This is a genomic window from Sphingobacterium allocomposti, assembly GCF_008124885.1.
Lineage (GTDB): Bacteria > Bacteroidota > Bacteroidia > Sphingobacteriales > Sphingobacteriaceae > Sphingobacterium > Sphingobacterium allocomposti.
Genome location: NZ_VNHX01000017.1, coordinates 85,289 through 107,871, shown reverse-complemented (window position 1 = coordinate 107,871; position 22,583 = coordinate 85,289). Strand labels below are relative to the sequence as shown.

Sequence of the window (22,583 nt, the reverse complement as noted above, 5' to 3'; positions counted from 1 at the left end):
ATGGTCGAAAAAACTCCTGAAACAACTTTCTCCGGACCAAACGACGAACCTAAATACAATAATCCGCTTATTTTATGACCAGTCATGGATAAATTGCCCATATCAACCGCTGGCGGCCTAGGCTAATCTCCTAAAACCATTACAGACCACAAGCCCATAATAAAACAAAGAAGGCGCCCTTTTTAGACGCCTTCTATGTGTAAATATCGGTAGTAGATTGTACTAGTTTGTGCGTCCTGAGGTAGGCGTCAGCGGCGGGTAGTTTTTTGCCGGCTCTATACGGTAGCTACTCGACGCCTCATGGCTAAATCCGTAGTCGTCTGTTGCCCTCACACGGATTTGATGTTCGCCCACAGGAAGGTCAATGGGAAGTGCTATCCGCCAGAGGTGCATACTTACCGTCGCGTCTGTAGGACGCCTCCCTGGGATGAGCGTGTCCAGATTATCCCAAGGGTACAAAATCGCATGGTAGGCCGGATCCGTAGTCCGTACGGGTATCATCTTTTTCCACTCGCCGCCATCGATAGCATATTCAACGGTGTTGCCGTGATGCCCCATAAAAAAGTTAGCAAAAATAGCCGCCCGACTACGTTTTCCCTGTCCCACAACCTTGGGATGGAATAAGTTGATTTGGTAGCTGGTATCCCTGCCCGAGGCTTGGTACCGAATACGGTATTGCGCTTGATTAAATTCGATAAAAGCATACCCATTTGGCGTGCCATCGCGCATCGTGGCCTTAGGAACACCACGCGAGTCCAGCTCGCCTGAATACCAGTCGCCCGACGTGGTCCCGGCGTTGTACTCGTGATGAGGTTTATCCCGATGCCATCCTTCTTCCCGTCTGTAAAAATGTTGTGTCTGGGTATGCATATGTGCAGAGAGAGAAAGCGTGTTGGGATAATCCTTCAGCAAATCAAATAAACGCTGCCGATCTTCCGCCCGGAAAGTGTCTCCATTTCGATGATCTAACGGTATGTGAAAGGCTAGGACAACGAGGCGGTCTTCAGGGACGTGTTTGAGGTCGTTTTCTATAAAGTCTAGCTGTTCTTTTCTAAAGCCACCCAGATAACCGCGACCCGTGCGTGGATTGGGATACCGTACGTTGTCTAGTACGATAAAATGTACCTTGCCGTAATTGAAGGCATAGTTGGCAGGACCAAAGTTGGCTTCAAACGTCTCGTCAGACAGGCTGTCGGCTGATACGTCGTAGTTCATATCGTGATTGCCCTTAAGATTATACCACGGTAGTCCAATACGCGCAATACTTTCCTTGTAACTTGGGTGCAGGCTAAGATCATCGCCGACGAGATCGCCTAGGCTGATGCCGAAGGCAACGTCTTTAACGCCAATCACTTCGTCAACAATTGCCCGGTTAAAATAAGTCATCTCTTGCGCGGTATAGGCTTGGGGATCTCCGAAGACTAGGATACGGAAGCGATCGGCTTCAGTGTTTTTTAGGAGTGGAAAGTCGATGCTTTTGGGCAGAGGACCCGTTGGGGCGACACCTGCGTATTCGAGATTTGTCGGCGATCCGCCCGGCTTATGAATGTAATAGGACTGAGGTAGGTTGTGTTTATCCACCGGGGCCTTGTAGCCACTCGGCTTAATTACGAAGATGATATCGTCGTCTCCGACATTTAATTCGTACTTCCCATAGTTGTCGGTAAGCACGACGTCGACACCGTTACTGACGGGTACGCCTGCGATGCCAGCCTCGGTTCGATCCTTTTTTCCATTCTGATTCTGATCGTGGTATACGATTCCAGAAGCTTTCTGTTGTGCGTAGCTTCCTACCGCCAGGAACAGCAGGCTGATCCCAAATAATACATTTAATTGGAGTTTCATTGTTTTATACAGATTAATTGATGAAGGGCATAACATATGGAGAAGTCTTGTTCTGTACGAGCACCTTGTTCATATCGTGCCTCATCGTGACGGTCGCCGAGGATTTGTCGTACACAAAGTCGTCCATTCCGCGGTTTCCGGGGATAAAATCAGGAATGATAGCATTGATATGTTCGTTGGTAACGTGGTTATTCGATAACTGTTCCCGTTGTGAAATAGGAAAGCGGATTCCCAAATCTGTCATACGACGGCCCTCGGCAATGAAGATCTCCTGACGCATCAAATAAATCAGGTAAAGTGCGTCATCCTGTGTTCGTACGGCGTCGATATCCCGAGAAGTGACGTGGGTGCCTGAGACTTTATATGCTGGGATGTCTCCTTTAGAGCGATCTCGCACGAGGCCTTCCTTTGCTGTTGTCTGCTCGTCGAACTTTACGGAAACCTCGGTTATAGGATAATCGTTTCTATTACCTCCGTTTCGTGTGTCCCTACTGTCGTCAAGCATAATGACGGGTCTTTTACTGATAACGTCGTTAAGCAGATCCTTGAGTATTTGTTTCGTCTGACCAATGTCTTGCTGCGCGGCGGCGGCTTCTGCTAATATTAGAAATGCTTCTTCTGCTTTAGCGATGGCTATGGGCTTTTCGTCTTCGAAAACAGTAGCCGTTTGATGGAAATATTTTGGATCGAGGAAGTCTAATCGGGGAAGCGGGGCAAACGAGTTAGTTGTTGATGAAAAGATGGCGCTTTGGAAGTTGTTGGACGGACCATTCTGCGTACCATATTGTACTTGTCTTAATGTTAACGGACTGGTCGCGGCTTGACGCGCGAAGCGGCTTGCTTCTTGGATATTCCCCATGCGATGGTGACACCTTGCGAGGAGGATCGTACAAGCATCTTTGTCTTCTGCCTTTGCGTATAGGCTGGAGGCTTCCTCAAGCAGTGAGATCGCCTCTTGTAATAGCTGCAAAGGACTCTTAATCTCGCCTAGCGCTTCTGTGGGTAATCCTACATAAAGATCGGCACCCAATATATGAGCGTATGCTTGGTAGAAAAGAAGTTCAGCTTTTTCTTGGTTTACGTCTCCCGTTTGAAGAGGAACAAGCTTCGTCAGGCCGAATTTGCTCATCTCCATTAACTTATGGATGGAAGCTTGGATATTTGCCACATCTTGATCGAAGTAATTGATCTCGGGGTTGTCAAATACTTTACTGCTCTGTGTATAGTTATTGAAGTAATTGTCAGACACCAGTTCGGAGAATTCCACGACGGTACCGACCGTGACGCTGGCTTGGCGCCTCACGCCATTTAGCCATGTCTGTAACGATTGAAAACTAGGAATAAAGCGCTCTTCCGTAACATAGGGATTTGTAACCTCTGTCAATTCGCAACTTGTCAAAAGTAGTGCTGTGCTGGCGAGGATGAATATAGAATTTAAAGGTAGTTTCATGATGATAACGATTAGAAAGAAAGTTTAATAGACATCAAAAATTGGCGAGGTACCGAATAGGTTGCATAAGAAATACCGCCGGTGGTTGCGCCGTCCTGACCTGCTGCGCTTCCGCTTATCGTTGCCTCGGGATCGAAAGAAGAGGATGTGAAATTGAACGGGTTCATGATGCTAGCGCCGATCACCGCTTGGTGGGCAAATGAGCGTATGGCCGATCTTGGGAGTGTATATGCAGCGCCAATCGTCCGAATCTTTATGAAATCGGTTTTCTCGATAAACATATTGGTAAATTGCAACCAACGTGTGCGTTTATATTCCGAATTTATTTCTCCAGCAGGTATGCCCTCATCGCCGGCACCGTAGTTGTAGCGGAACTGGCTATCCCAATTATTTGCATAAGCTCCCTTTTGATAATCTGCATTTGCGTAAAGATTTAATCCTTTCCATTGTAAATCAACTCCCATGCTGCCGAAGAGGTTAGGTATGGTTGTGCCCAGGTATTGTAGTGGTATAGTCTGCTCGAGAACACCATCGTCACCAAATATACCGTACCCGCCGCGGATGAAGCCCACGGGATATCCTTCTTGAACAACGGTTTGTATCGTGCGTTCGCTAAAACCGGCTATGTTGAAAGGGGCGGCGCCGTTAGAGGAAAGCACCTTATTGTCAAGTGTGTTTATCGCTAGGTTGAACCGTAAAGATGTGTGCTCTGTCCGTAAGGCTGTGACCTGTGTGTTGAACTCCAGCCCGCGGTTCATAATCTTTCCGACATTGCGTAAAGCTTCGTTCTCCGCAGTTGACGGCGCTGCTGGTACGCTGAATAGAGCGTCATTGGTGATGGCATGGTAAAAGCCTGCTGACAGGGTGACACGATCGTCCCACAATCCGAGGTCGAGACCAGCTTCGAGCGTGTTTGTCTTTTCGGGGCGTAAGTTGACGCCCGGCGTCCCGAATATAGCGGCTTGGTCGCCTAAATAGCTGGGAAAGTTCATCGTTCGAAGATTCCTGAACGGTGGGGGGAAGTTACCGGCCACGCCGTAGTTACCACGTAACTTCGCGGATGGAATAAAGGGCAAGAATTCGGTCCACCAGCTCTCGGATGAAGGGATGTAGGAAAAGCCTATTTTTGGGTAATATTGTATACCGATGTCGCGACCAAAGGCGCTATTGCCATCGCCACGTAGCCCTAGATCTAAGAACAGCTTATTTTTCCACCCGAGATTGCTTTGGAGATACATGCCGTAATTGACAACTTCCAGATATACCTCGTTGCTTGTTTTGGAGGCAGCATCAGCTATGTTTCTTGCTCCGTCCCGTATATTTATGCCGTTGTACGCCACTTGACGGTCTTCGTTACGAAAAAGCTGACCGCCTAACGTGGTGATTACGGAGAGCTCGCCAATGTTCGCCTTGTGTTGACCATTTAGCTCCATCGTTAGCCCCCAATACTTACGTTCTCCATTGTTGATACTTCCACGATCTGTCGTTAAGTTGCCCGTTGTATGTGTAAGGTATTCGTTAGTTTGAATAACTTGATTACGTAGTACACGATAGTCCACGCCGCCCACCGCTTTAATGTTTAGATTCGGTAAGGGTCTGTATTGAAAACTTTGGGACGTCTGGAATCTGTTGACGACGATTTCGTTGTCTTGTAGTCTTTCAGCCGTCTGTACATATTCTTTCATTTTTGCGAATTCATCTTCTGATAAATCGTCAATACGTGGGTTAAATCTAGGCTGCGGTCCAGAAACCGCAGATGCGCCGCTCTCTGTGTACCACAGTCCGGTATAACCGCCTTGGTTGCCGTTACGGTTTCGCTTATAGCTGTTGTTGACAAAAGTAAAACTACTTTCGTACGCAACCTTTTCGTGCAGATCTGCTCGGAATCCGGAGCGAAGGTCAACACGTTTGTTTTCATTCTGTTTAAATAGCTGTACACCGGAGCTGTTAAGGTATGCGCCCGTTACACTATAGCCTACTTTGCCACTATTACCGTTTACGGCGACGTTATAACGTTGAAAGGTGCCGGGTTCAAAGAGCAGTTCTTCTGTGCGTTTAAAGTGCAGGAAATCGGTAGTGGCACGTTCGGCGCCTATGGTTGCCTCGGCTGTTACGGTTGTTCGGTCGGCGCCTCCCTTCTTTGTGAATATCTGGATAACGCCATTTGCGGCATCTGAGCCGTATAAGGTGGTGGCCGCTCCTCCATTGACGTATTCGACCCGCTCGATATTGTCGATAGGAATATCGGCGATGGAGCTCACGCCGGATCCTTGTGCACTTCCCCCACCAATCGCGGAGGCCGTGTTTAGGTTGTCCATACGTACGCCGTCGACGTAAATGACGGGTGTAGAATTTTTGAATGCCGACACTACGCCGCGTGCTCTGATAATGGATGTGGCACCGGATTGCCCTCCCGTAAGACGGATTTGTGCGTTGGGTAGTTTTGATTGGAGTAGCTGGTCGAAACGCGAAGCGGGGACTTTCTCGAGCTCTTTCCCACTGACGGTAGCTACGTTTGTCGATAGGCGCCGTTTGTTGATATCAAGGCCCTGTCCGGTTACCACAACTTCGTCCAAGCCGAAAAGATCTTCTTGAAGGGAGATTGTTAATGGCTGCTGGATCATCTCTGCAGTCAGTTTGAAATCTTTGGTTTTATAGCCGATGTAGGAGATGTGCAGTACGAAGCCTTCAGCTGCTGGACGGATGGGTAGCCTGAAGCTACCGTCTATGCCGGTTTGCACGGAATGGCTGCCAGGTATAGCTTGTATTGTTGCACCATTGATGGGATCCCCGGTCCGCTGGTCGCGCACATGGCCTGTGATAAGATCCTGCTGAAGACGCATTTGCTCCGGACGGTGGTTATGGTCGGCCTGGTGTAGTACGATGATGTTTCCTTTTAGCTGAAATGCCACGCCGGATCCCGTTAACAGTTGGGCTAATGCTTGTTCCAGCGGTAGAGATTTGTCGTAACCAGCGGCCTGTTTTCCTTCAAGAATTCCTTTATCATAAGCGAGTTTTTTACCTGCCTGTTTGGCGATTTCTTGTAGAGATAGGAGAAGGCTTTTTTCATGCCCTTGGTGGGAGTAATTTACGGACACGAGGTTCGTTTCACCATATGCCAGCTGGGTGCTCGCGAGACACGCACTGACAAATAAAGATAGATAGGTTTTCATTTCAATTTATGTTGATTGTTATTTGAGTTATCAAGGTGTACCGGATTATTTTCGTTGATTTCATATACTTTCTGGTTTGGAGGTTGTCTGGAGGAGCGGGATAGGTCGTCATTGTTAGCGTGGATTACAATGGTATCTCCTTTTAGGTGATATTGGGTGTCAGTAGCAAGGCAGATGATCTCCAACAGATCCTCCAAGGAGTAGTCGTGGCTGAATTCTCCGGAAAACCGCTTCGCATAACCTATATGTGAGGCTACGTATATTGTGCGGTTAAAACGTCGCGCCAGCTTCTGCATAACAACGGACAGGTTCTCGTTGTAAAAAAGTATTGGCTCGTCTATGTCGGCAGTTCCGGATATATACGCGGTTACTCCTCCTTTTTCGCTATAGGTCAGGCTGTCTCCTGCTGATAGTATGTAAGATGCCCCCTGATCTTCGGTTTTTGAGACCCGAACTTTTCCGGTGCTAACCCGAATGTCCCATCGACCGGAATAACCAGAGCTACGCACGGTAAAGGAGGTTCCTAGTACTTCGGTGCGCATATAACGGTTTGTAATAACGAAGGGGCGCCGATGGTCTTTCTGCACTTGAAAGTGTGCTTCTCCCTCCACCAACTCAACGAGCCTTTCGTCGTTGTTGGTGAGGTTGTCGTGGACGGTTAAGTGGGTGTTCTCTTTTAATTTCACCCTTGTGCCGTCGATAAGCAAAATATCTTTGGTCTCGTGCATGTCGGTGCTATAGTATGAGCGCTCCCTATGTTTTATCGTACTAAAAAGGACGAAGCCCACGAGGACTATGGCCGCTATGCTTGCGATGTATCTCAATAAGGGTGTCACCCGTGAGAGAGGAGGAGCTGACGACGTTTGGGACGCCTCGATGGATTGCCATATGTCGTTTCGGACACGCGCAAGCTTTTCTGAACTATGAGGTAGTCCGCGCATTGTTACCCATTGAATCCAGCTGTCCACGGCTTTACGTTCTGTTTCGCTGGCGACTCCGGACAGGTAGCGGGCTATAAGTTTTCTAATTTGTTCTAGCTGCATATACAAATAGGCGATCTACTTGTATGTCTATTTCGAGGTGCTGAAGGGCTAGCCGAAACTGTTATGAAAAGATTAATAAATTATGAAATAGAGGTGCCTTTATGACGGCGGGTAGGTAGTGCTTATAGCCAGAATAACATAAGCTACATCCCGCAAGTGGGTACGTAGCCGTTTCCGTGCGCTGGCTAGATGGTTCTTCACCGTTTCTTCCGAGATATTTAGTCTAACGGCGATCTCCGAAATGCTGAGCCCCTCCTTGGTCTTTAAACGGATTACTTCCTGCATTCGATTTGGTAGTTGGCTTATTTGCGTATCTATCTCTTGTTCTAACTCTTTTAAAAGCAGAGGGTCGATAGCCTCGAGGAAAGTCTGTTCAATATAGTGTTCGAGCGATACTTCGCGCTTGTTGGCTGCAAGCCTTTTTGACAGCATAGTCAACGACCTATAGCGGACAGCGGAGAAAAGGTAGGACTCGACAGAGGTTTGTATGTCTATTTCAAATCTTCGGTCCCATAGTTTAATAAATACCTCTTGAACCGCGTCTTTGGCATCGTCGTCGTTTCGAAGTAGGTTGTACGAGAGTTGGAAAAGAGGTTGCCAATAGTGGTCGAACAGCTGACTGAGTGCCATTTTTGCTTTCGGCTTCCGAAGCTCGAGAACGAAGTTTGTATCAAAAGTGAAGGGTGCGCCGTTTTGTGATACTGTAGGTTCCATGATAGCAAATGTAGCGCCCGAAAATTAAGATGGTATTAAGTCTTCATCAACATTCATTTTTCAGCATGATATCTTTTTCTCCATTACTGTAGCATGACGACAGTAATGGAATCACCTTCTATGCTTCAGCATAGAAGGTGGTTCGTGTTTGGTGCGGTGTTTAGATAATGCCCCCCATCAGCGGGTCCGTCTTCGATATGCTGCCGGTTTCTATATGTCCGGCGAAACGTTCGAACCATACATCGTTTCCTTCAATAGTTAGCATGATATCATACCATTGGTGACTTTTCTGCAGATTGACAACCACTGAAGTGCGCTCCCCGGGTGCAAGGATGTGCGTCGAGCGTCCGCTATTGTAGCTCACGTCTCGCAGGAATATCTTTTTTGCTTGCCCTGTGGGGTTATAAAGGTCGACAAGCAGATTGCCGCTGAGCGCCGCACTGTCCTTTTGCTGCCATTCGTAGCGGCAGCGGACCATGACCGCTTCTTCGTTGTTATTTCCCCGGAACTCGCGGTAAAAGCCGTTTGGAGCGTATACCCGCAGATGATATTCCTTGTTGTCAAATCGCTGTGTAAGCCATTCGTCATCCAGCCTGTCTCCTGCGGCAACAGCATATTCCCACGTTCGGAGAACTTCGCCTTCATACGGGTTCATCGCATATACCAAAAAGGGAGATCCGGAAGAACGCTCACCGTGCGTTTGTTTTGCCGCCTCAAACGAAAGCCGGAATGTGCCCAGCTGCCGATCGAGGACGCCGTCAACATACAACTCGTAAGGGATGGCACAGGCGAGCTTGATGCCTTTCTCTTGTTTCGGGAAGAACGGCGATTTGGACGGATCGATGTTAATTTGTGCGATTTCGTCATCGTTCAGCGCCTTATAGTTGTGTGGGATATCCTTGAATTGCGACCTGTGTATATCGGTGATGAAGGCATTCTTATCTATAAATTGGGGTCCTTCGATTTTCTCTTCCTGATAGGGGCGAAATACGGAAGTTAAATCGCCGCAGATCGACCTACGCCAAGCGGTAATGTTTTCTTCGCGAACGTTTTTGTTGAATTTGTTCGATAGAAATTTTTCCAGAAACTGAAGCGACGAGGTGTGGTCGAATAGCTCTGAGTTGACATATCCTCCTCTTGTCCAAGGGGATGCAATGACGAGCGGGACGCGGTAACCGAGCCCTATGGCGCTCTCGCGTATGCGGTCGTCCATCGCAGAAGGGTTGGTTTGCTGATCCTTTAATGCCCAATCCATTTTCGGATCAATATGTGCGGACACCTTTCCGCTATGGGCTTTGTAGGGATTTGGTACTGCATAGGGAGGAATGTGGTCGAAAAATCCGTCGTTTTCATCATATGTCAAAATGAATATTGTTTTCTTCCATACTTCAGGATTTTCCAGAAGGATCTCCATTACTTCATTGACGTACCAAGATCCGAACCATGGACGGCCTGGATGGTCCGAAAAGTTTGCCGGCGTCATTAGCCAGGATACGGTGGGTAAACGGCCATTCTTTACATCGTTTCGGAACTGATGAAGGATATCTCCCTTGGGTACCAATAGTTCCCGTTCTTCGGTCCCGTCCTGGTAGCGTAATGGGGTTAATGAATGAAAGTCGGGGTCTGCGCTGTTCACTGTAAATGCTTTATTGTTAATCGCTTTTTCTTTGGCAGACAGCTTCTCAAAGTTTTCGTGGGTATAGATTGATCGGTTGCTTTCGATCATGGCGAGCACCTTCTCGGCTGCTGCTAAGCGCTTTTTGTCTGTGTCGCTCGTCGGATTTGTTCCGATCCGGGCGATTTCGGCTAACGCCACTTGCTTACGCTGTTCCATGTTGGCGATGCTGCTTGGGTGGAGCCGGACATTGTAAGCCTGGAAATATTCCATTACGTTTGTTCCGAAGTTGCTTAGCCAGCTGCTTTCCTCGCCATTAAGGCCGAAGCCCATGGTCAGCTCGTTTTGATAAATGCGCCACGAGACACCTTGTTCTTCTAAACGTTCGGGGTAAGTCTTCCAGTTTAGCGTCGGCTTGTTGTAATCACTTATGTTCCATACATGGGCTTTAGCATCAACTTGATTTTTTTCGCGTACGGTGCCGGTCATCCAATACCAGCGATTGGGATGCGTGCCGGTTATGCTCGAACAGAAATGTTGATCGCATACCGTAAAAGCGTCCGCTAAGGAATAGTAGAACGGAAAGTCGTTGCGATCGCAGTAGCCTAATGTCAGCGGTATATCGGCATATGCCTTATTGTACGGCTTTTTGACGTTGAGCCAGCGGTCGTATTTTCCGTTGTTTCGCGCGTCCGTCTGATCGGCCCATCCATGCGGTGTCGAGCCCATCCACGGCACTTTGGTTTCATTTGTGTTTAGCCGGAAGGGGACATATGTCTGACCGGCTGCGTTGGACTGCAACCACACCTTATTTTTGTTCGGCAGGTCGATCGCGCGCGGGTCGTTAAATCCGCGAACGCCCCGCATGGTGCCATAAAGGTGGTCGAAAGACCGGTTTTCCGGCATTAGGAACACGATGTGTTCAGCATCATAAAACGTACTTCCCTTTGCAGGGTCGATAGCGAGTGCCTTCTGAATGGTTGGCGGAAGCATACCGGCGAGAGCCGCACTTCCGGATAGAAGCGCAGCTTTTTTGATGAAATCTCTTCTGGAGCTGTTCATGGGTTGTATTATTTAAAAGCTATAACGTAAGCCCAGCTGTAGGGATTTCCCGATAGCCCAGATACACCGGCGTTTTGATTAACTTGATAGATATATTGCTGTGTTTGGGCGTCAAAGCCGCGTATTGTGGTTAGGTTTTGTTTGTTGAGGGACTTGTTGACGCCCCATTCTTTATTCAGCAGGTTTGCAAAATTGAATATATCAATGGAAGCCTCAATCGCGTGTGTGCGGAAAAGGTTGAACTTTTTGCTTGCGCGGATATCCCAGACTCCGTAGAAGCCGTTGGCTACGCCGTTGCGTTCTGCTAGCTGTCCGAGACGTCCCTGTAGATATTTTTTGAAGCGACGGTCGGCATCGGGATTGTCTAATATAGCCTGTATTCCCTCGCGTATGGCTTGACTATTACGCATGTCGTTCGGATCAAAAATAAATGCCAGGTCGTTGCTGTTTACAAAGTCTCCGTTGACATTCCCGTTCACGGCTACGGAGTAGCGGCTACCGCCCATGCCTGAGTACCGAACGCCGAAACTGATGCCATAAAAAGTAGGTGCGGTACCGTATACAACGACCTTATTCCGAAAATGGTTGTTTGAGTAGGCCATTGTACCTAGATCACGTGGATCTTCGGCCACCATCAGGTCGAGGGTAGCCGTGTTGGCTACGTTACCATTATACGATGTGTTATCTTTTGTGTCGTTCCAGGTATAACTTACAGTGAGCTGGCCATCGCGGTAGTAGCGGGCTGTAGCGTCAAGGACAACAGCATATTGATTGATCTTGCCCTCGCTGACCAACCCGAGCATGCGGCTCACTTCGGTGCTCTTCCGTCCTGTTGTCCAGTCGGCGGCGCCATTATTGGGGTTGATACCGGATAGGGGGACATAGACTCCACGATTACCTTCATTAGCAAGACGGAAATACGGCGTCTCTGCCATGTTGCGGTCTACATACATGTAGTTGTTGCGTGCAAACGACATGAGGAATGTGGCTCCCACACGGAAGCGGTCGTTAATAAACCTGTTGTATGAAAGATTGGCCTTGTAGAGTGTGGGCACCTTGATGTCTTCGCTATTCATGTTGATGGTGCTGACCTTTTCGACGCCCGGCAAATTGAAAAGCTCTTGCCCAGGAGCTGTGGATGGGTCCTGGCGGTAGCTGAGGAAATTGGGCGTTGGCACGTGGCTGCCCGATATGTCCACGGACGCGACCTTCGTTCCGTCGTTCAACATGTTATTTACCATGGAGTAGTTGTTGAGGTTCGACCCAAAAATACCGCCGCCTATGCGAAGGATATCTGTTTGTCGCTCGCCGATATCCCATGTAAGCTGAAACCGGGGTTGAAGCTGGAACGTTGTTACGCCATTGTCTGTCCGTAAATTCAGGGCATGAAAAACTGCTTCGTTGAATGTGGGGCGATCGAAATAATGGGTGTAGTCTGCCCGTAGGCCCACGGTAAGGTCTAGACCTTACCCGAGATTGGATTGTGCCTGCGCGTATAGCCCGCTGTTCAGGACGCTTTGGTTGACTGTTGGGTCGTCGACGAGTGCTACTTCCCTTGCGTAGCGGTAAGGTGACAAACTTTCAAAGTTGTCCATGCCGCTGAAAAAGAAGCGTCCATTCATTTCGCTCGTTGCTAAGGAACTGAGCTTGGTATACATAAGATCCACACCGAAGGTGTAATTGACGTTATTCTTTGTCCAGTAGAGGTTATCTACCAATTGGAGCACGTGGTTTTTGAATATTTCAGGCAGGTAGCGTTGGCCGCCAAGCTGTATGGTCGTATTTGCCGGTCGTCCGTCGATGGTAGACTCGAGCTGCTGGACAATGGCACGCGGTATGTTCGCGGCTGGTAACTGGCTGTTGGGGCGTCCATCGTCTAGCGTATAGAGATACTGCGCTTTCAGCTCGTTGGTGATTTTGGGGGCAATCGATGTACGTAGGGATGCCATGAAACTGTTGTCGGTTGATAGGTGCGATCCGTACACCTCGTAGAGGTTGATAGCACTGTTATCGGAGACTCCTTGATTGTTCATGTCCCGGACGTAATTGTTGCGGACGGTCAGGAGGTTCTTGTCGTTCAGCTGCCAGTCGATACGGGCAAACAACGTGGTCGTGGGGCGTTTCCTATCAAATGCGCCGAACTGTTGTGATTCCGCTACACCATATTTAGTACGCGCTATATCCAGAAATTGGTCTAATGTAGATTGTGTTACATTCAGGGGGGCTTCGTCTTCCGGCGACCGGATATCCGCTATATAAAATGGACGGGAGTCAGCCTGCTGGTCTAATGCGACAAAAAAATGTGCTTTGTCCTTTACGATAGGGCCGCCCAACGAGAATCCAAACTGGTAGGTTGCATATTCTTGGTCGATGCGGTTTCCGCGGATGTCGTAGGGACTGGCGAGGCCGGCGGTACGTGCATAAGTAAAGGCGCTTCCGGTAAAGGTGTTGGTACCCGACTTGGTCACGGTGCTGATTGTACCACCGCCCGCCCTTCCGTAGGTGACATCATACTGGTTTGTCGCGATCTCGAATTCACGGATGGCTTCCATGGAGACGGAGTAGGGGCCGCGGTTGGTCGTTCCGCCCGACAGGGGCCCTCGGGAGGTCATTCCGCCGATGGAATAGTTTGTGGATGTAGCGATCTGCCCAGAGAGCTGATTGCCATTGCTTAGGGGCGATAAGTTGATTAGAGAAGTAAAGTTGCGGCCGTTCACGGGGAGCCTTTCCAGGTCAGAAGAGGTCACGGCGGTCGAGGCGCCTAAATTTCGGATTGTGTTCTTTAGGTTGGATGTTGCTGTTACCTCTACGGAAGCCAAGGTTGTAGCGTTTTGCTTTAACGTAAAATTTAAACGAAGCAGATCGCCTTGATTAAGGGAATAGCCTTTTTCCGACACCTCGGCGTATATCAGGTGTCGAACCGTGATCGTGTAAGGGCCACCCAAAGGTAGTTGCTGAAAGAGGTACTCTCCGCTTCTGTTGGTTGATGTACTTGTCGTGAAGCCCGTTGATTCATTACGTACGGAGATAGATGCTCCGGCCACGGGTTGATTATCAGGGTCGGTGATAACCCCGGCTACGCTTGCGTTTGTCGCCTGAGCGAAATCGCGGCCGGTAAAAAGCAGGGATAAGACGCCTGCAATAAACATGATGGATAAAAAATTGCGCATATTCTAGTATAGTTTTGTGTTTAATTTGTCGTTGTGATAATAATTTGATCATCCTGTATCTGACAGTGAACATCGTCTTGCTTAAATACATCAGATAGTATGTCCGACAGGCCGTCGTAGGCTTCTATATCGTGTATAGAGAGCCGGCCCGTATAAGTAGGCTGTTTTAACATGCTCTGACTGTAGACGATCTTCTTTCTGTAGATCTGCTCCAGCTGAGTGATAACGGTGACTATTGGTGTGTCATGAAAATGGAGGACGGTAAGCTGCTGACCGGTAGATGCTTGCACATTTTTTTCCGGAAGCTGCCCGTGCTCCGGGGGGTCGTGGGCAGCTCCCGACGTGTGGGACGCTTGCCGCGTCGTTAGATCAATAAACAGCTCGTCGCCGGGGGATAATAGATGTTCTTCTTCGGGGCGGGCTGGTGTAGATGCCGGACGTACAGCAATCTTCCCGGTCAGCAGTCTGATCTGTAGGGCGTCATGGTGGATGGCATCTACTATGAACACGGTCCCCAAAGCGGTGACGTGATATCCATGTGCTTCGACCCGGAAAGCGAGATGCGGATTTTTGGTCACGTCAAATTGCGCCTTCCCGGTAAGTAGAATGTCCCGGTGGCCCTGATTGAAGTCCGTCCGGTAGCTGACAAGGCTGCGGGGCGCAAGGGAAACCGTTGAGCTATCGGGAAGACGGTACGTGATATCTTTGTCTGAGGTGTTCCGTAGTGTCACCACGGTGTGGGCAGCAGGGATAGCCGACGGTGTGTGAGTTGTATATTGCTGCCGTAAAAGTATGGCTACACTGAGCGAGAGGATTATAGCTGCTGCGGCTACCCATCGTACGATAGACAACCTGTTTTTTTCAGGTTTTGTTGATAGTTGATCGGCTAATATATGTTCATGTATATGCTGAAGCAGCTGGCGTTTGCGCGCCGGATCCAAATGTTCGCCGTCCTTGTTGCTATCGTGCTTTTGAAAGCTATGCCAATGCTGGCGCTTGATTTCGCTTTTTTTTTGTTCTAACTGCGCCAGTAGTGCCCGCCGTTCTGCTTTCGTAGTCTGACCTCTCCAAAATCGGTCTATGAGCCGTTTCCAATGTTCCATGTTACCGTAAAAACTGGAAACCTTGGAAAAGGGGATGCTTTTTTAGATTAAGAAATCATGAACGATTTGTTTGTAAATTGTTGCGGGGGTTCTAGGGATAGACCGTCATAACAACCAGGAGGCCCGTTGCGATAGCCCGGGGATAATGTTCCAGTATATATTCTTTTATGGCTTTATTGGACTGCTTCAGATAATCGGCAACTGAATTAACTGAAATTCCCATCAGTTCTGCGACTTCGTCTTTCGACCGTCCATCGAGCCGGCACAGCTGAAATACCTGCCGTTTTCGCTCGGGCAGCGCCTCTACAGCCTCTTTGATCATCTTCATCTGCTCGAGATAGACTGTTTCTTTCTCTTCGCTGTCGTTTGTTTGGTCCGGCAGTTCTTCATCGGAATAGATTTGCTCGAAAGACTGTTTTACCTGCCGTTTCAGGTGGTCCATTGCTTTGTGATGACTAACAACGAACAACCAGCCACCGATAGATCGGTTGATCAGTTTATACCGGCTTTCCCAAAGCGCGACAAAAACATCCTGCAATATATCCTCGGCATCGTCAGGACGTTTAACGAGCTTAAAAATGTTGGCATATACAGCGTCGCTGAATTTCAGATACAAGTCGTCAAATTCCTGCAGTGTGAGTGCCGTATTTTGAGAAAGGGTATCTGCGGTATTTTTTTCGTCTAGGATCTGCATATCAGTGATAGGCTTGTTAGACGCCAAAAATATCGATAGGATAAAAAGCTACCTTTACTTAATTATTATTAAATTATTAATGAGCGGCGCATGCCGTCGTCCCTTTTTTGGGAACGTTAATGCACGGCGCTCAAACCTTTCCGCCCGCCTTCAGCGCTTTGTTTTCCGAGCGTATATTCAAAAATTCAACCAGAACGGAGAATGCCATGGCAAAATAGATGTAACCTTTTGGTATATGCTGGTCAAAAGCTTCGGCAGTCAGCGAAACACCGATCAACAATAGAAACGCCAGAGCAAGCATTTTGACCGACGGATAGTTGTTAACAAAGTTGCTGATCGGTTCGGCCGAAATCATCATGATACCGACGGCAACGATAACGGCGGCGATCATGACACCGATCTGGTCAACCATGCCTACGGCCGTAATGACAGAATCGAGGGAGAATACGAGATCTAATATCAGGATTTGGATAATGACGTTGGTATAGGTTACTTTTTTTAAGGTGGTGTTAGCCGCCTCGGCATGACCTTCGACACGATGATGGATCTCGGTTGTTGACTTATAAATCAGAAAAAGCCCTCCGAAGAAGAGGATGAGATCCCGTCCCGAAAGCGAAAAATACCGGATAATATTGGGATTGTCGATATTGAGCCACCCGGCAATATCGACGAGCGTCGAGGTTAATCCCATGACCCACTTGATGGAAAATAGCAGTGCAACACGCATGATGAGCGCCAAGGCTAATCCTACACGTCGAGCTTTCTTTTGTTGCTCCAGCGGTAGCTTGTTACTCTGTATCGAGATGAATACGATGTTGTCAATGCCGAGTACGATTTCAAGAAGTGTAAGTGTAAAAAAGGAAATCCAGATCTGCGGGTCGGTAATCCATTCCATAATGTTGTTATTTCGTTTTTGTCTTTTGTAGGTGCGGGACAGCAAGCTGGCTCTCGACTATGTAAGGTGCCTGTCTGACATCGCATATCAAGTACAACAGAAGTGGCAATTTTGTTTTCGGAGGCGGTGCTTTTTATGTTAACCTGAGCTCGGTCGTTATTGTATAAAAAGTCAGAAGTTAGAAGTGGGAAGTCAGAAGTTAGAAGTGGGAAGTCAGAAGTGGGGGCTTGCCATCTGCTTTACGAATCTACGGCATATGGCTTCAGAGAGCAACGACTTTACACCCTCGACCTTACCATTAAAGGCACGCCTTCCAGCTGTTAGAGATGAAAGGCGCCCCTTTTTATGGCAACACAAAGCTCTTTAGAGGTAATTACAGATCTGCCTGCCGAGACACACCATTTCCGACACGGCTCAATATTATATAGCCGACAATCCCTGCCAATACAGATGTTAACAGAATAGACAGCTTTGCCTCGTTGATATGAAGTGCATCGTTAAACGAGAGTATGGAAATGAAGATAGACATTGTAAATCCGATCCCGGCCAGGAAGCCTACGCCGAGGATGTGCTTGTAGGAGCTACCGTTGGGCAGCGTGCCGAGTCTGAGTTTCGTACATATGTAAGTCATTAACAAAATGCCGACGGGCTTTCCCAACAATAAGCCGAGCCCGATCCCCAACCCGAGTGGTTCTGCAAGGCCATGGGCCATTTCATCAACCCATGTGATGTTTGTGTTGGCAAAAGCGAACAACGGTATGATAATAAAATTGACGGGCTTGACAATGGCATGCTCAAGCCGCTCGAGCGGCGACTCGATGTCGGTCTCGTTGGTCGGAATGGTCATCGCTACCAGTACACCCGCGATGGTAGCATGTATCCCGGAGTGGTGGATAAAGTACCATATGAAGAGGCCGGGAATCAGATACAGATACGGATTCTGGACATTCATCCGGTTCATGGCGATCAGAACAGCGAGCCCGATGCCGGCGTACAGCAGGTAGGTTACTTCTAATCCCGAGGAGTAGAAGAAGGCGATGACGAGAATAGCAATGAGGTCGTCGACAATAGCAAGCGCCGCTAAGAATATCTTCAAGCTTGTTGGAACGCGGTTGCCTAATAGACCGATGACAGCTAAAGCAAAAGCGATATCGGTAGCCATTGGTATACCCCATCCGCTGGCTGTAGGTGTGCCGGCATTAAGCGACAGGAAGACGATGGCGGGGACAATTGCGCCGCCGATAGCGCAGAGAATCGGTAGTGATGCTTTTCTCGGGGAGGAAAGTTCTCCTTCGACGATCTCCCGTTTTATTTCTAGTCCGACCAGCAAAAAGAAAATTGCCATTAAGCCATCGTTAATCCATAGCAGGATACTGTAATTAAGATGGATGGCGTCGGATTCGTAGCCTACCTTATAGTCCAACAACGACTGGAGCGAGGGCGCCAAGGGCGTATTGGCGATAATAAGGGATATGACTACGCAGATAAACAAGAGAATGCCCCCGGCATTACTTGATTTAAAGAAGTTCTTGAACACTGTCAAGTTAATCAGCTGACTCATATTAAGATAGTTTGGATTTTTTAGACCATGTTTTCATATTCGGCAGATTCAGCTCTTCGTTGTCGAACGTCGGGTCGAGGCCTGCCTTTTTCTGTTTGTTGTAATCGTTGTAAAGTAGAACAACTTTCTGGTGTAAAAAGATGATAGCAATTAAATTTAACCAAGCCATCAGTCCCACGCCGATGTCGCCTAAGGTCCATGCGGATTTAGCCGTGCTGACACATCCCATATATACGGACCCGAGTATTAATACCCTGAGCATCCAAATCAACCATATTTTTCCACCGTTTCTTGTTATGAAACTGACGTTCGTTTCAGCGATGTAGTAGTAGGCCATGATGGTCGTAAAGGCGAAAAAAGCCAATGCCAGCGCAACGAAGCTGCCGCCAAGAGCTGGGAAGTGATGAGAGACGGCATGTTGGGTGAAGGCGGGCCCCATTTCTATTCCCGGGAGATGCGCCACAATAAAACCGCCATCGGGATGTTCAACATTGTACTGCCCTGTGAAAAGGATCATGAGGGCGGTAGCGGTGCAGACGAATAATGTATCAACGTATACCGAAAAGCCTTGTACCAGGCCCTGTTTTATGGGGTGGGATACTTCGGCTGCTGCGGCTGCGTGCGGAGCTGTTCCTTGTCCGGCTTCGTTGCTATATATTCCCCGTTTTACCCCCCAGGCGATAGCTGTTCCAGCAACGGCACCAAAGGTAGCCTCAGCATTGAAAGCGGACTTAATGATCAGTGCAATGATGGTGGGAACTTCCGTAATATTTAGACCAATAATAACCAACGCCATGATAATATACGCGCCGGCCATAAAAGGGACAACATATTCGGCCACCTTACTGATCCGCTTCACGCCTCCGATAATGATAATGGCTAGCAAGCCGGATAGCAATATGCCTGTTAACACCGGAGACAGGCCGAAAGCGGTTTCTGCAGCGGTACTGATACTGTTGCTTTGGACACTGGGCAACAGGAAGCCGGTGCTCGCGATGGTTACGATCGCAAAGGTCCATGCAAACGTCTTGTTTTGTAGTCCTTTAAGTATATAAAATGCCGGGCCGCCGCGATACTCTCCATCGCTCACTTCTTTGTACATTTGGCCTAATGAAGCCTCGATAATAGCCGACGCGCTTCCCAGAAAGGCGATGACCCACATCCAGAAAACCGCTCCGGGGCCGCCCATCCCGATGGCTGTCGCAACCCCCGCTATATTTCCGGTTCCAACCCTGCCGGATATCGCTAAGGAAAATGCCTGGAAAGACGATATGCCCTTTTCTGAACCAGAGCCCTTAAAAAGAAGACGGACCATCTCCCGAAGCTGCGTGAGTTGGGGGAGCCGGAGGCGGATCGTGAAGTAGACGCCCGCCAGCAGGCAGAGGTATACCAACGCATCACTCCAGATTATGTTGTAAATGTTATCGATCAAATCTTGCACTTATTACGGTTTTATCCCCGAGGGTGTGCTAAAATAGACAAAAGCTGGTGTGCAAATCAGAAATATTGCATAAATAGTATCTATTTTTTCTACAGAAATCTATTTGATATGTCTATATTAATCTGTTAGGAGAGCTGAGGGCTCTGTAAATGAAAGATAAATCGGACGAGGGTGATTTTACCGCGGACGATGTATTTCTTAAGTTTATTTAATACGCTTTGTTTGTCCAGAGTGGGATTTAATAATACATTAATATAGAAGTGCTACCTTTGACCGGTATCCACGGTTATTATGATAGAAACCAAGGTAGGCTGTGTCCGCATTCAAAGCGAGAATTATCAATGAAGAACTATATCTTATGGCTACTCCTTATCTCGGGAACAGTTCCCTATGCTAAAGCTCAATTTGGCGACATCAAGCTGATTGCTCATCGGGGCGGTGTTGTTGATGAACACACCGATGAACACAGTTTGGCCGCTATTGAAAAGGCGGCACAACAAGGTTATTACATGGTTGAACTGGATGTGCGTTCGACGAAGGATGGTATTCTTGTGGTCCATCATGATAAAGACTTAAAGCGTTTTTTTAACGTCGATAAATTACTGGCGGATCTGACGTGGGAAGAGATGCGCCGTTACACGTCTACGAACGGTCATCAAATCCAGGAGCTACAAACGATGCTCGCACTATGCAGATCCAGGGGGCTCCAGGTTATGATCGATCTGAAGATAAGCGGAAGTGATCAATCTTTATTTGAGTGCATCTATGATATGTTACACTTGCATGGTATGGCAGATCAAGCTTTAATTATACCGTCAGCGGAAGCAACGGACTATTTCCGTGGCAAAATTAAGCTGAGCTGTACAAGACAGCAGCTGGAAACGTATCAGACAAGAGACGATTATTCACCGGCGCATTACTATCTGTTTGCGAATCCCTCGCCAGAAGACTTTGAGTGGGCGGTAGCTCATCATATTCAAGTGGTCGGGGCAATCAATTATCGAGCATCAAGTGGGGTGGATTATGCTGCCCTTGCCAAAAAGCTGATTGAGCTGGGCGTGGGATACGTACAGCTGGACAGCCGGTTTGCGAAGTATTTTGTGGCGCCCGTCCGGGGCGAGGGGTGATAAAGAAGTTAGAAGTGAGATTTGAGTATTGAGAAGTTAGAAGTCAGAAATCTCATTCATCTAACTTCATCTCACGACTTTACAAATCCACGACTTTACGGCTTATAGCCATTTGCCATTAGCCATCTGCCATTCGCCATTAGCCTCTCCGCTTTACGACTTTACGAATCCGCGACTTTACGGCTTATATCCATCCGCCATCTGCCATTAGCCTCTCGCTTTACGACTTCACAAATCAACAACTTTACGGCTTCACCGCTACATTATTCCGCGGCAGCCTTGAGCTCCGATTTATGGCGTAGTATTTCTGATAATGGTAATGCTGTCCTGCGGAAAGTGATTTTCAAGCCACTGGCGTAGTTTCCGCTGCTGGGCAGGCGCGAGCTGTTCCTGCGCAGAATATACGAAAGCAATGTGATCTGCCAAGCTATCAGCCGCAGCGTACTGTTGTTGCCGTCCTATGCTGTAAAACGTGAGTTCGGGAAAGATAATCTTGATGTCGCGGTCGAGTTCAGGATTAGCGAGCTGAAAGCTTGATAACTTGTTGTTTAACGCGCGTATGGTCAGATCTTTCTCGTTCACCGACACGGTCCGTTTATCAATCTCGCTGAGAATGGTCGACTTGAGGTCCAAACTATCCTGGCGGATAATGAGTTCTGTATTATGTATCCCGAAAGACTGCATGGATTCCTTTAGGTTGCTGATCTCCTTGTTGCTGAATTTTTTATCCAGAAAGGCAAGCTCCAGCCGCCTAGGTTTTTCGTTTACCAGCAGTTTCTCGTATACGACTGTATATCCTTTGTCGCTCAGCTCGCGTTGAATGAACTGCCTGACCGTGTTGGTGTATTTTTTTTCCTGAAGTAGGTTATAGGCAAAGTATAGACTTGGCACGACGAGGATCAACGTGATGGCGGTGATGCTCTGCGTAATTCTTTTTTCCCGTTGTTTGTCGACATAGTGCACTTTTGGATAGCGCAGGTATTTTACGATGCCGAAGGTAGCGATACAGATGAACACGCAGTTGATAATATAAAGATAGAGCGCTCCGGCGAAGTAACCGATATTACCTATGGCCAGTCCGTATCCGGCTGTACATAGCGGTGGCATCAAGGCTGTGGCAATGGCGACGCCCGGAATGGGGTTTCCTTTATTTACGCGCGTGATGGCAATGACGCCGACAAGCCCTCCGAAGATAGCGATCAGTACGTCGTATATATTCGGCGAAGTACGTGCCAGTAACTCAGACTGAGCTTCCTTGAAAGGACTCAGAACAAAGTAAAGAAACGATACCACCAAGCTGATCACAGTCGCGATCAGTAGGTTCTTCATCGATTTTTTTAGCAGCGGAAAATCAAATGTCCCTAATGCGAAGCCCGCGCCGACAATAGGCCCCATAAGGGGGGATATCAACATAGCACCGATGATAACCGCCGTGGAATTAACATTTAGTCCGACAGAAGCGATCACAATGGCGCAAGCTAAAATCCACGCATTTGCTCCTCTGAAGGAGATGTTGGAGATCACATTTTCGAGAACGGTCTCTCTTTTATCCTCTCCCTCGTGTAAATCAAAAAAATGTAAAAACTTCTTCATAGCAGGATATATGCACGCTAATATAATAAGAATAGCTTAGGGTCGTCCATTTTTATCGTTTTTTATCTGCGCTTGTAGAATAGTCTGTACTTTTTTG

At 48.1% G+C, this 22,583-nt stretch carries 15 protein-coding genes; 1 reads left to right on the top strand and 14 read right to left on the bottom strand.

Annotated features, from left to right (window positions below; genetic code table 11):
- Nucleotides 1-222: 222 nt before the first annotated feature.
- The 13 genes from BC792_RS12790 to BC792_RS12735 all read right to left on the bottom strand — a co-directional run bounded on the left by BC792_RS12790 (nt 223) and on the right by BC792_RS12735 (nt 19,766).
- Complete coding sequence (locus BC792_RS12790) at nt 223-1,845, bottom strand: calcineurin-like phosphoesterase C-terminal domain-containing protein (RefSeq protein WP_148909409.1); 1,623 nt, start codon at nt 1,843-1,845, stop codon at nt 223-225.
- Between the two features lie 13 nt (nt 1,846-1,858).
- A complete protein-coding gene (locus tag BC792_RS12785) occupies nt 1,859-3,295 on the bottom strand; it encodes a tetratricopeptide repeat protein (protein ID WP_148909408.1) in 1,437 nt (478 codons plus the stop codon).
- Nucleotides 3,296-3,306: 11 nt separating this feature from the next.
- Nucleotides 3,307-6,468, bottom strand: coding sequence for a TonB-dependent receptor domain-containing protein (locus BC792_RS12780; RefSeq protein WP_148909407.1), 3,162 nt, complete (start codon nt 6,466-6,468; stop codon nt 3,307-3,309).
- Nucleotides 6,465-7,511, bottom strand: coding sequence for a FecR family protein (locus BC792_RS12775; RefSeq protein ID WP_148909406.1), 1,047 nt, complete (start codon nt 7,509-7,511; stop codon nt 6,465-6,467). Before BC792_RS12775 ends, BC792_RS12780 begins: the two co-directional genes overlap by 4 nt.
- A gap of 99 nt (nt 7,512-7,610) precedes the next feature.
- Nucleotides 7,611-8,225 (bottom strand): RNA polymerase sigma factor, encoded by a 615-nt coding sequence (locus BC792_RS12770; RefSeq protein ID WP_148909405.1) that lies wholly within the window; start codon nt 8,223-8,225, stop codon nt 7,611-7,613.
- 160 nt (nt 8,226-8,385) lie between these two features.
- Nucleotides 8,386-10,902, bottom strand: coding sequence for a phosphocholine-specific phospholipase C (locus BC792_RS12765; RefSeq protein ID WP_148909404.1), 2,517 nt, complete (start codon nt 10,900-10,902; stop codon nt 8,386-8,388).
- Between the two features lie 8 nt (nt 10,903-10,910).
- Nucleotides 10,911-12,353, bottom strand: a complete 1,443-nt coding sequence (locus BC792_RS18625) for a hypothetical protein (RefSeq protein WP_246155048.1) — start codon at nt 12,351-12,353, stop codon at nt 10,911-10,913.
- A 15-nt stretch (nt 12,354-12,368) separates the two neighbouring features.
- Nucleotides 12,369-14,072 (bottom strand): TonB-dependent receptor, encoded by a 1,704-nt coding sequence (locus tag BC792_RS18620; RefSeq protein WP_246155045.1) that lies wholly within the window; start codon nt 14,070-14,072, stop codon nt 12,369-12,371.
- A gap of 20 nt (nt 14,073-14,092) precedes the next feature.
- Nucleotides 14,093-15,175, bottom strand: coding sequence for a FecR family protein (locus BC792_RS12755; protein ID WP_148909403.1), 1,083 nt, complete (start codon nt 15,173-15,175; stop codon nt 14,093-14,095).
- A 91-nt stretch (nt 15,176-15,266) separates the two neighbouring features.
- A complete protein-coding gene (locus BC792_RS12750; protein WP_148909402.1) occupies nt 15,267-15,869 on the bottom strand; it encodes an RNA polymerase sigma factor in 603 nt (200 codons plus the stop codon).
- Nucleotides 15,870-15,999: 130 nt separating this feature from the next.
- Nucleotides 16,000-16,764 (bottom strand): TerC family protein, encoded by a 765-nt coding sequence (locus BC792_RS12745; protein WP_148909401.1) that lies wholly within the window; start codon nt 16,762-16,764, stop codon nt 16,000-16,002.
- A 373-nt stretch (nt 16,765-17,137) separates the two neighbouring features.
- Nucleotides 17,138-18,325, bottom strand: coding sequence for a Na+/H+ antiporter NhaA (gene nhaA / locus BC792_RS12740; RefSeq protein ID WP_148909400.1), 1,188 nt, complete (start codon nt 18,323-18,325; stop codon nt 17,138-17,140).
- Between the two features lies 1 nt (nt 18,326).
- Nucleotides 18,327-19,766 carry an alanine/glycine:cation symporter family protein gene (locus BC792_RS12735; protein ID WP_148909399.1) on the bottom strand — a complete coding sequence of 480 codons (1,440 nt, stop codon included), beginning with the start codon at nt 19,764-19,766 and terminating at the stop codon, nt 18,327-18,329.
- Between the two features lie 341 nt (nt 19,767-20,107).
- Here BC792_RS12735 and BC792_RS12730 point away from each other — a divergent pair, with 341 nt between their 5' ends.
- Nucleotides 20,108-20,893 (top strand): glycerophosphodiester phosphodiesterase, encoded by a 786-nt coding sequence (locus BC792_RS12730; RefSeq protein ID WP_148909398.1) that lies wholly within the window; start codon nt 20,108-20,110, stop codon nt 20,891-20,893.
- A gap of 291 nt (nt 20,894-21,184) precedes the next feature.
- Here the strand turns inward: BC792_RS12730 and BC792_RS12725 are convergent, their stop codons facing one another.
- A complete protein-coding gene (locus tag BC792_RS12725) occupies nt 21,185-22,486 on the bottom strand; it encodes a TIGR00341 family protein (RefSeq protein WP_148909397.1) in 1,302 nt (433 codons plus the stop codon).
- Nucleotides 22,487-22,583: the final 97 nt, after the last annotated feature.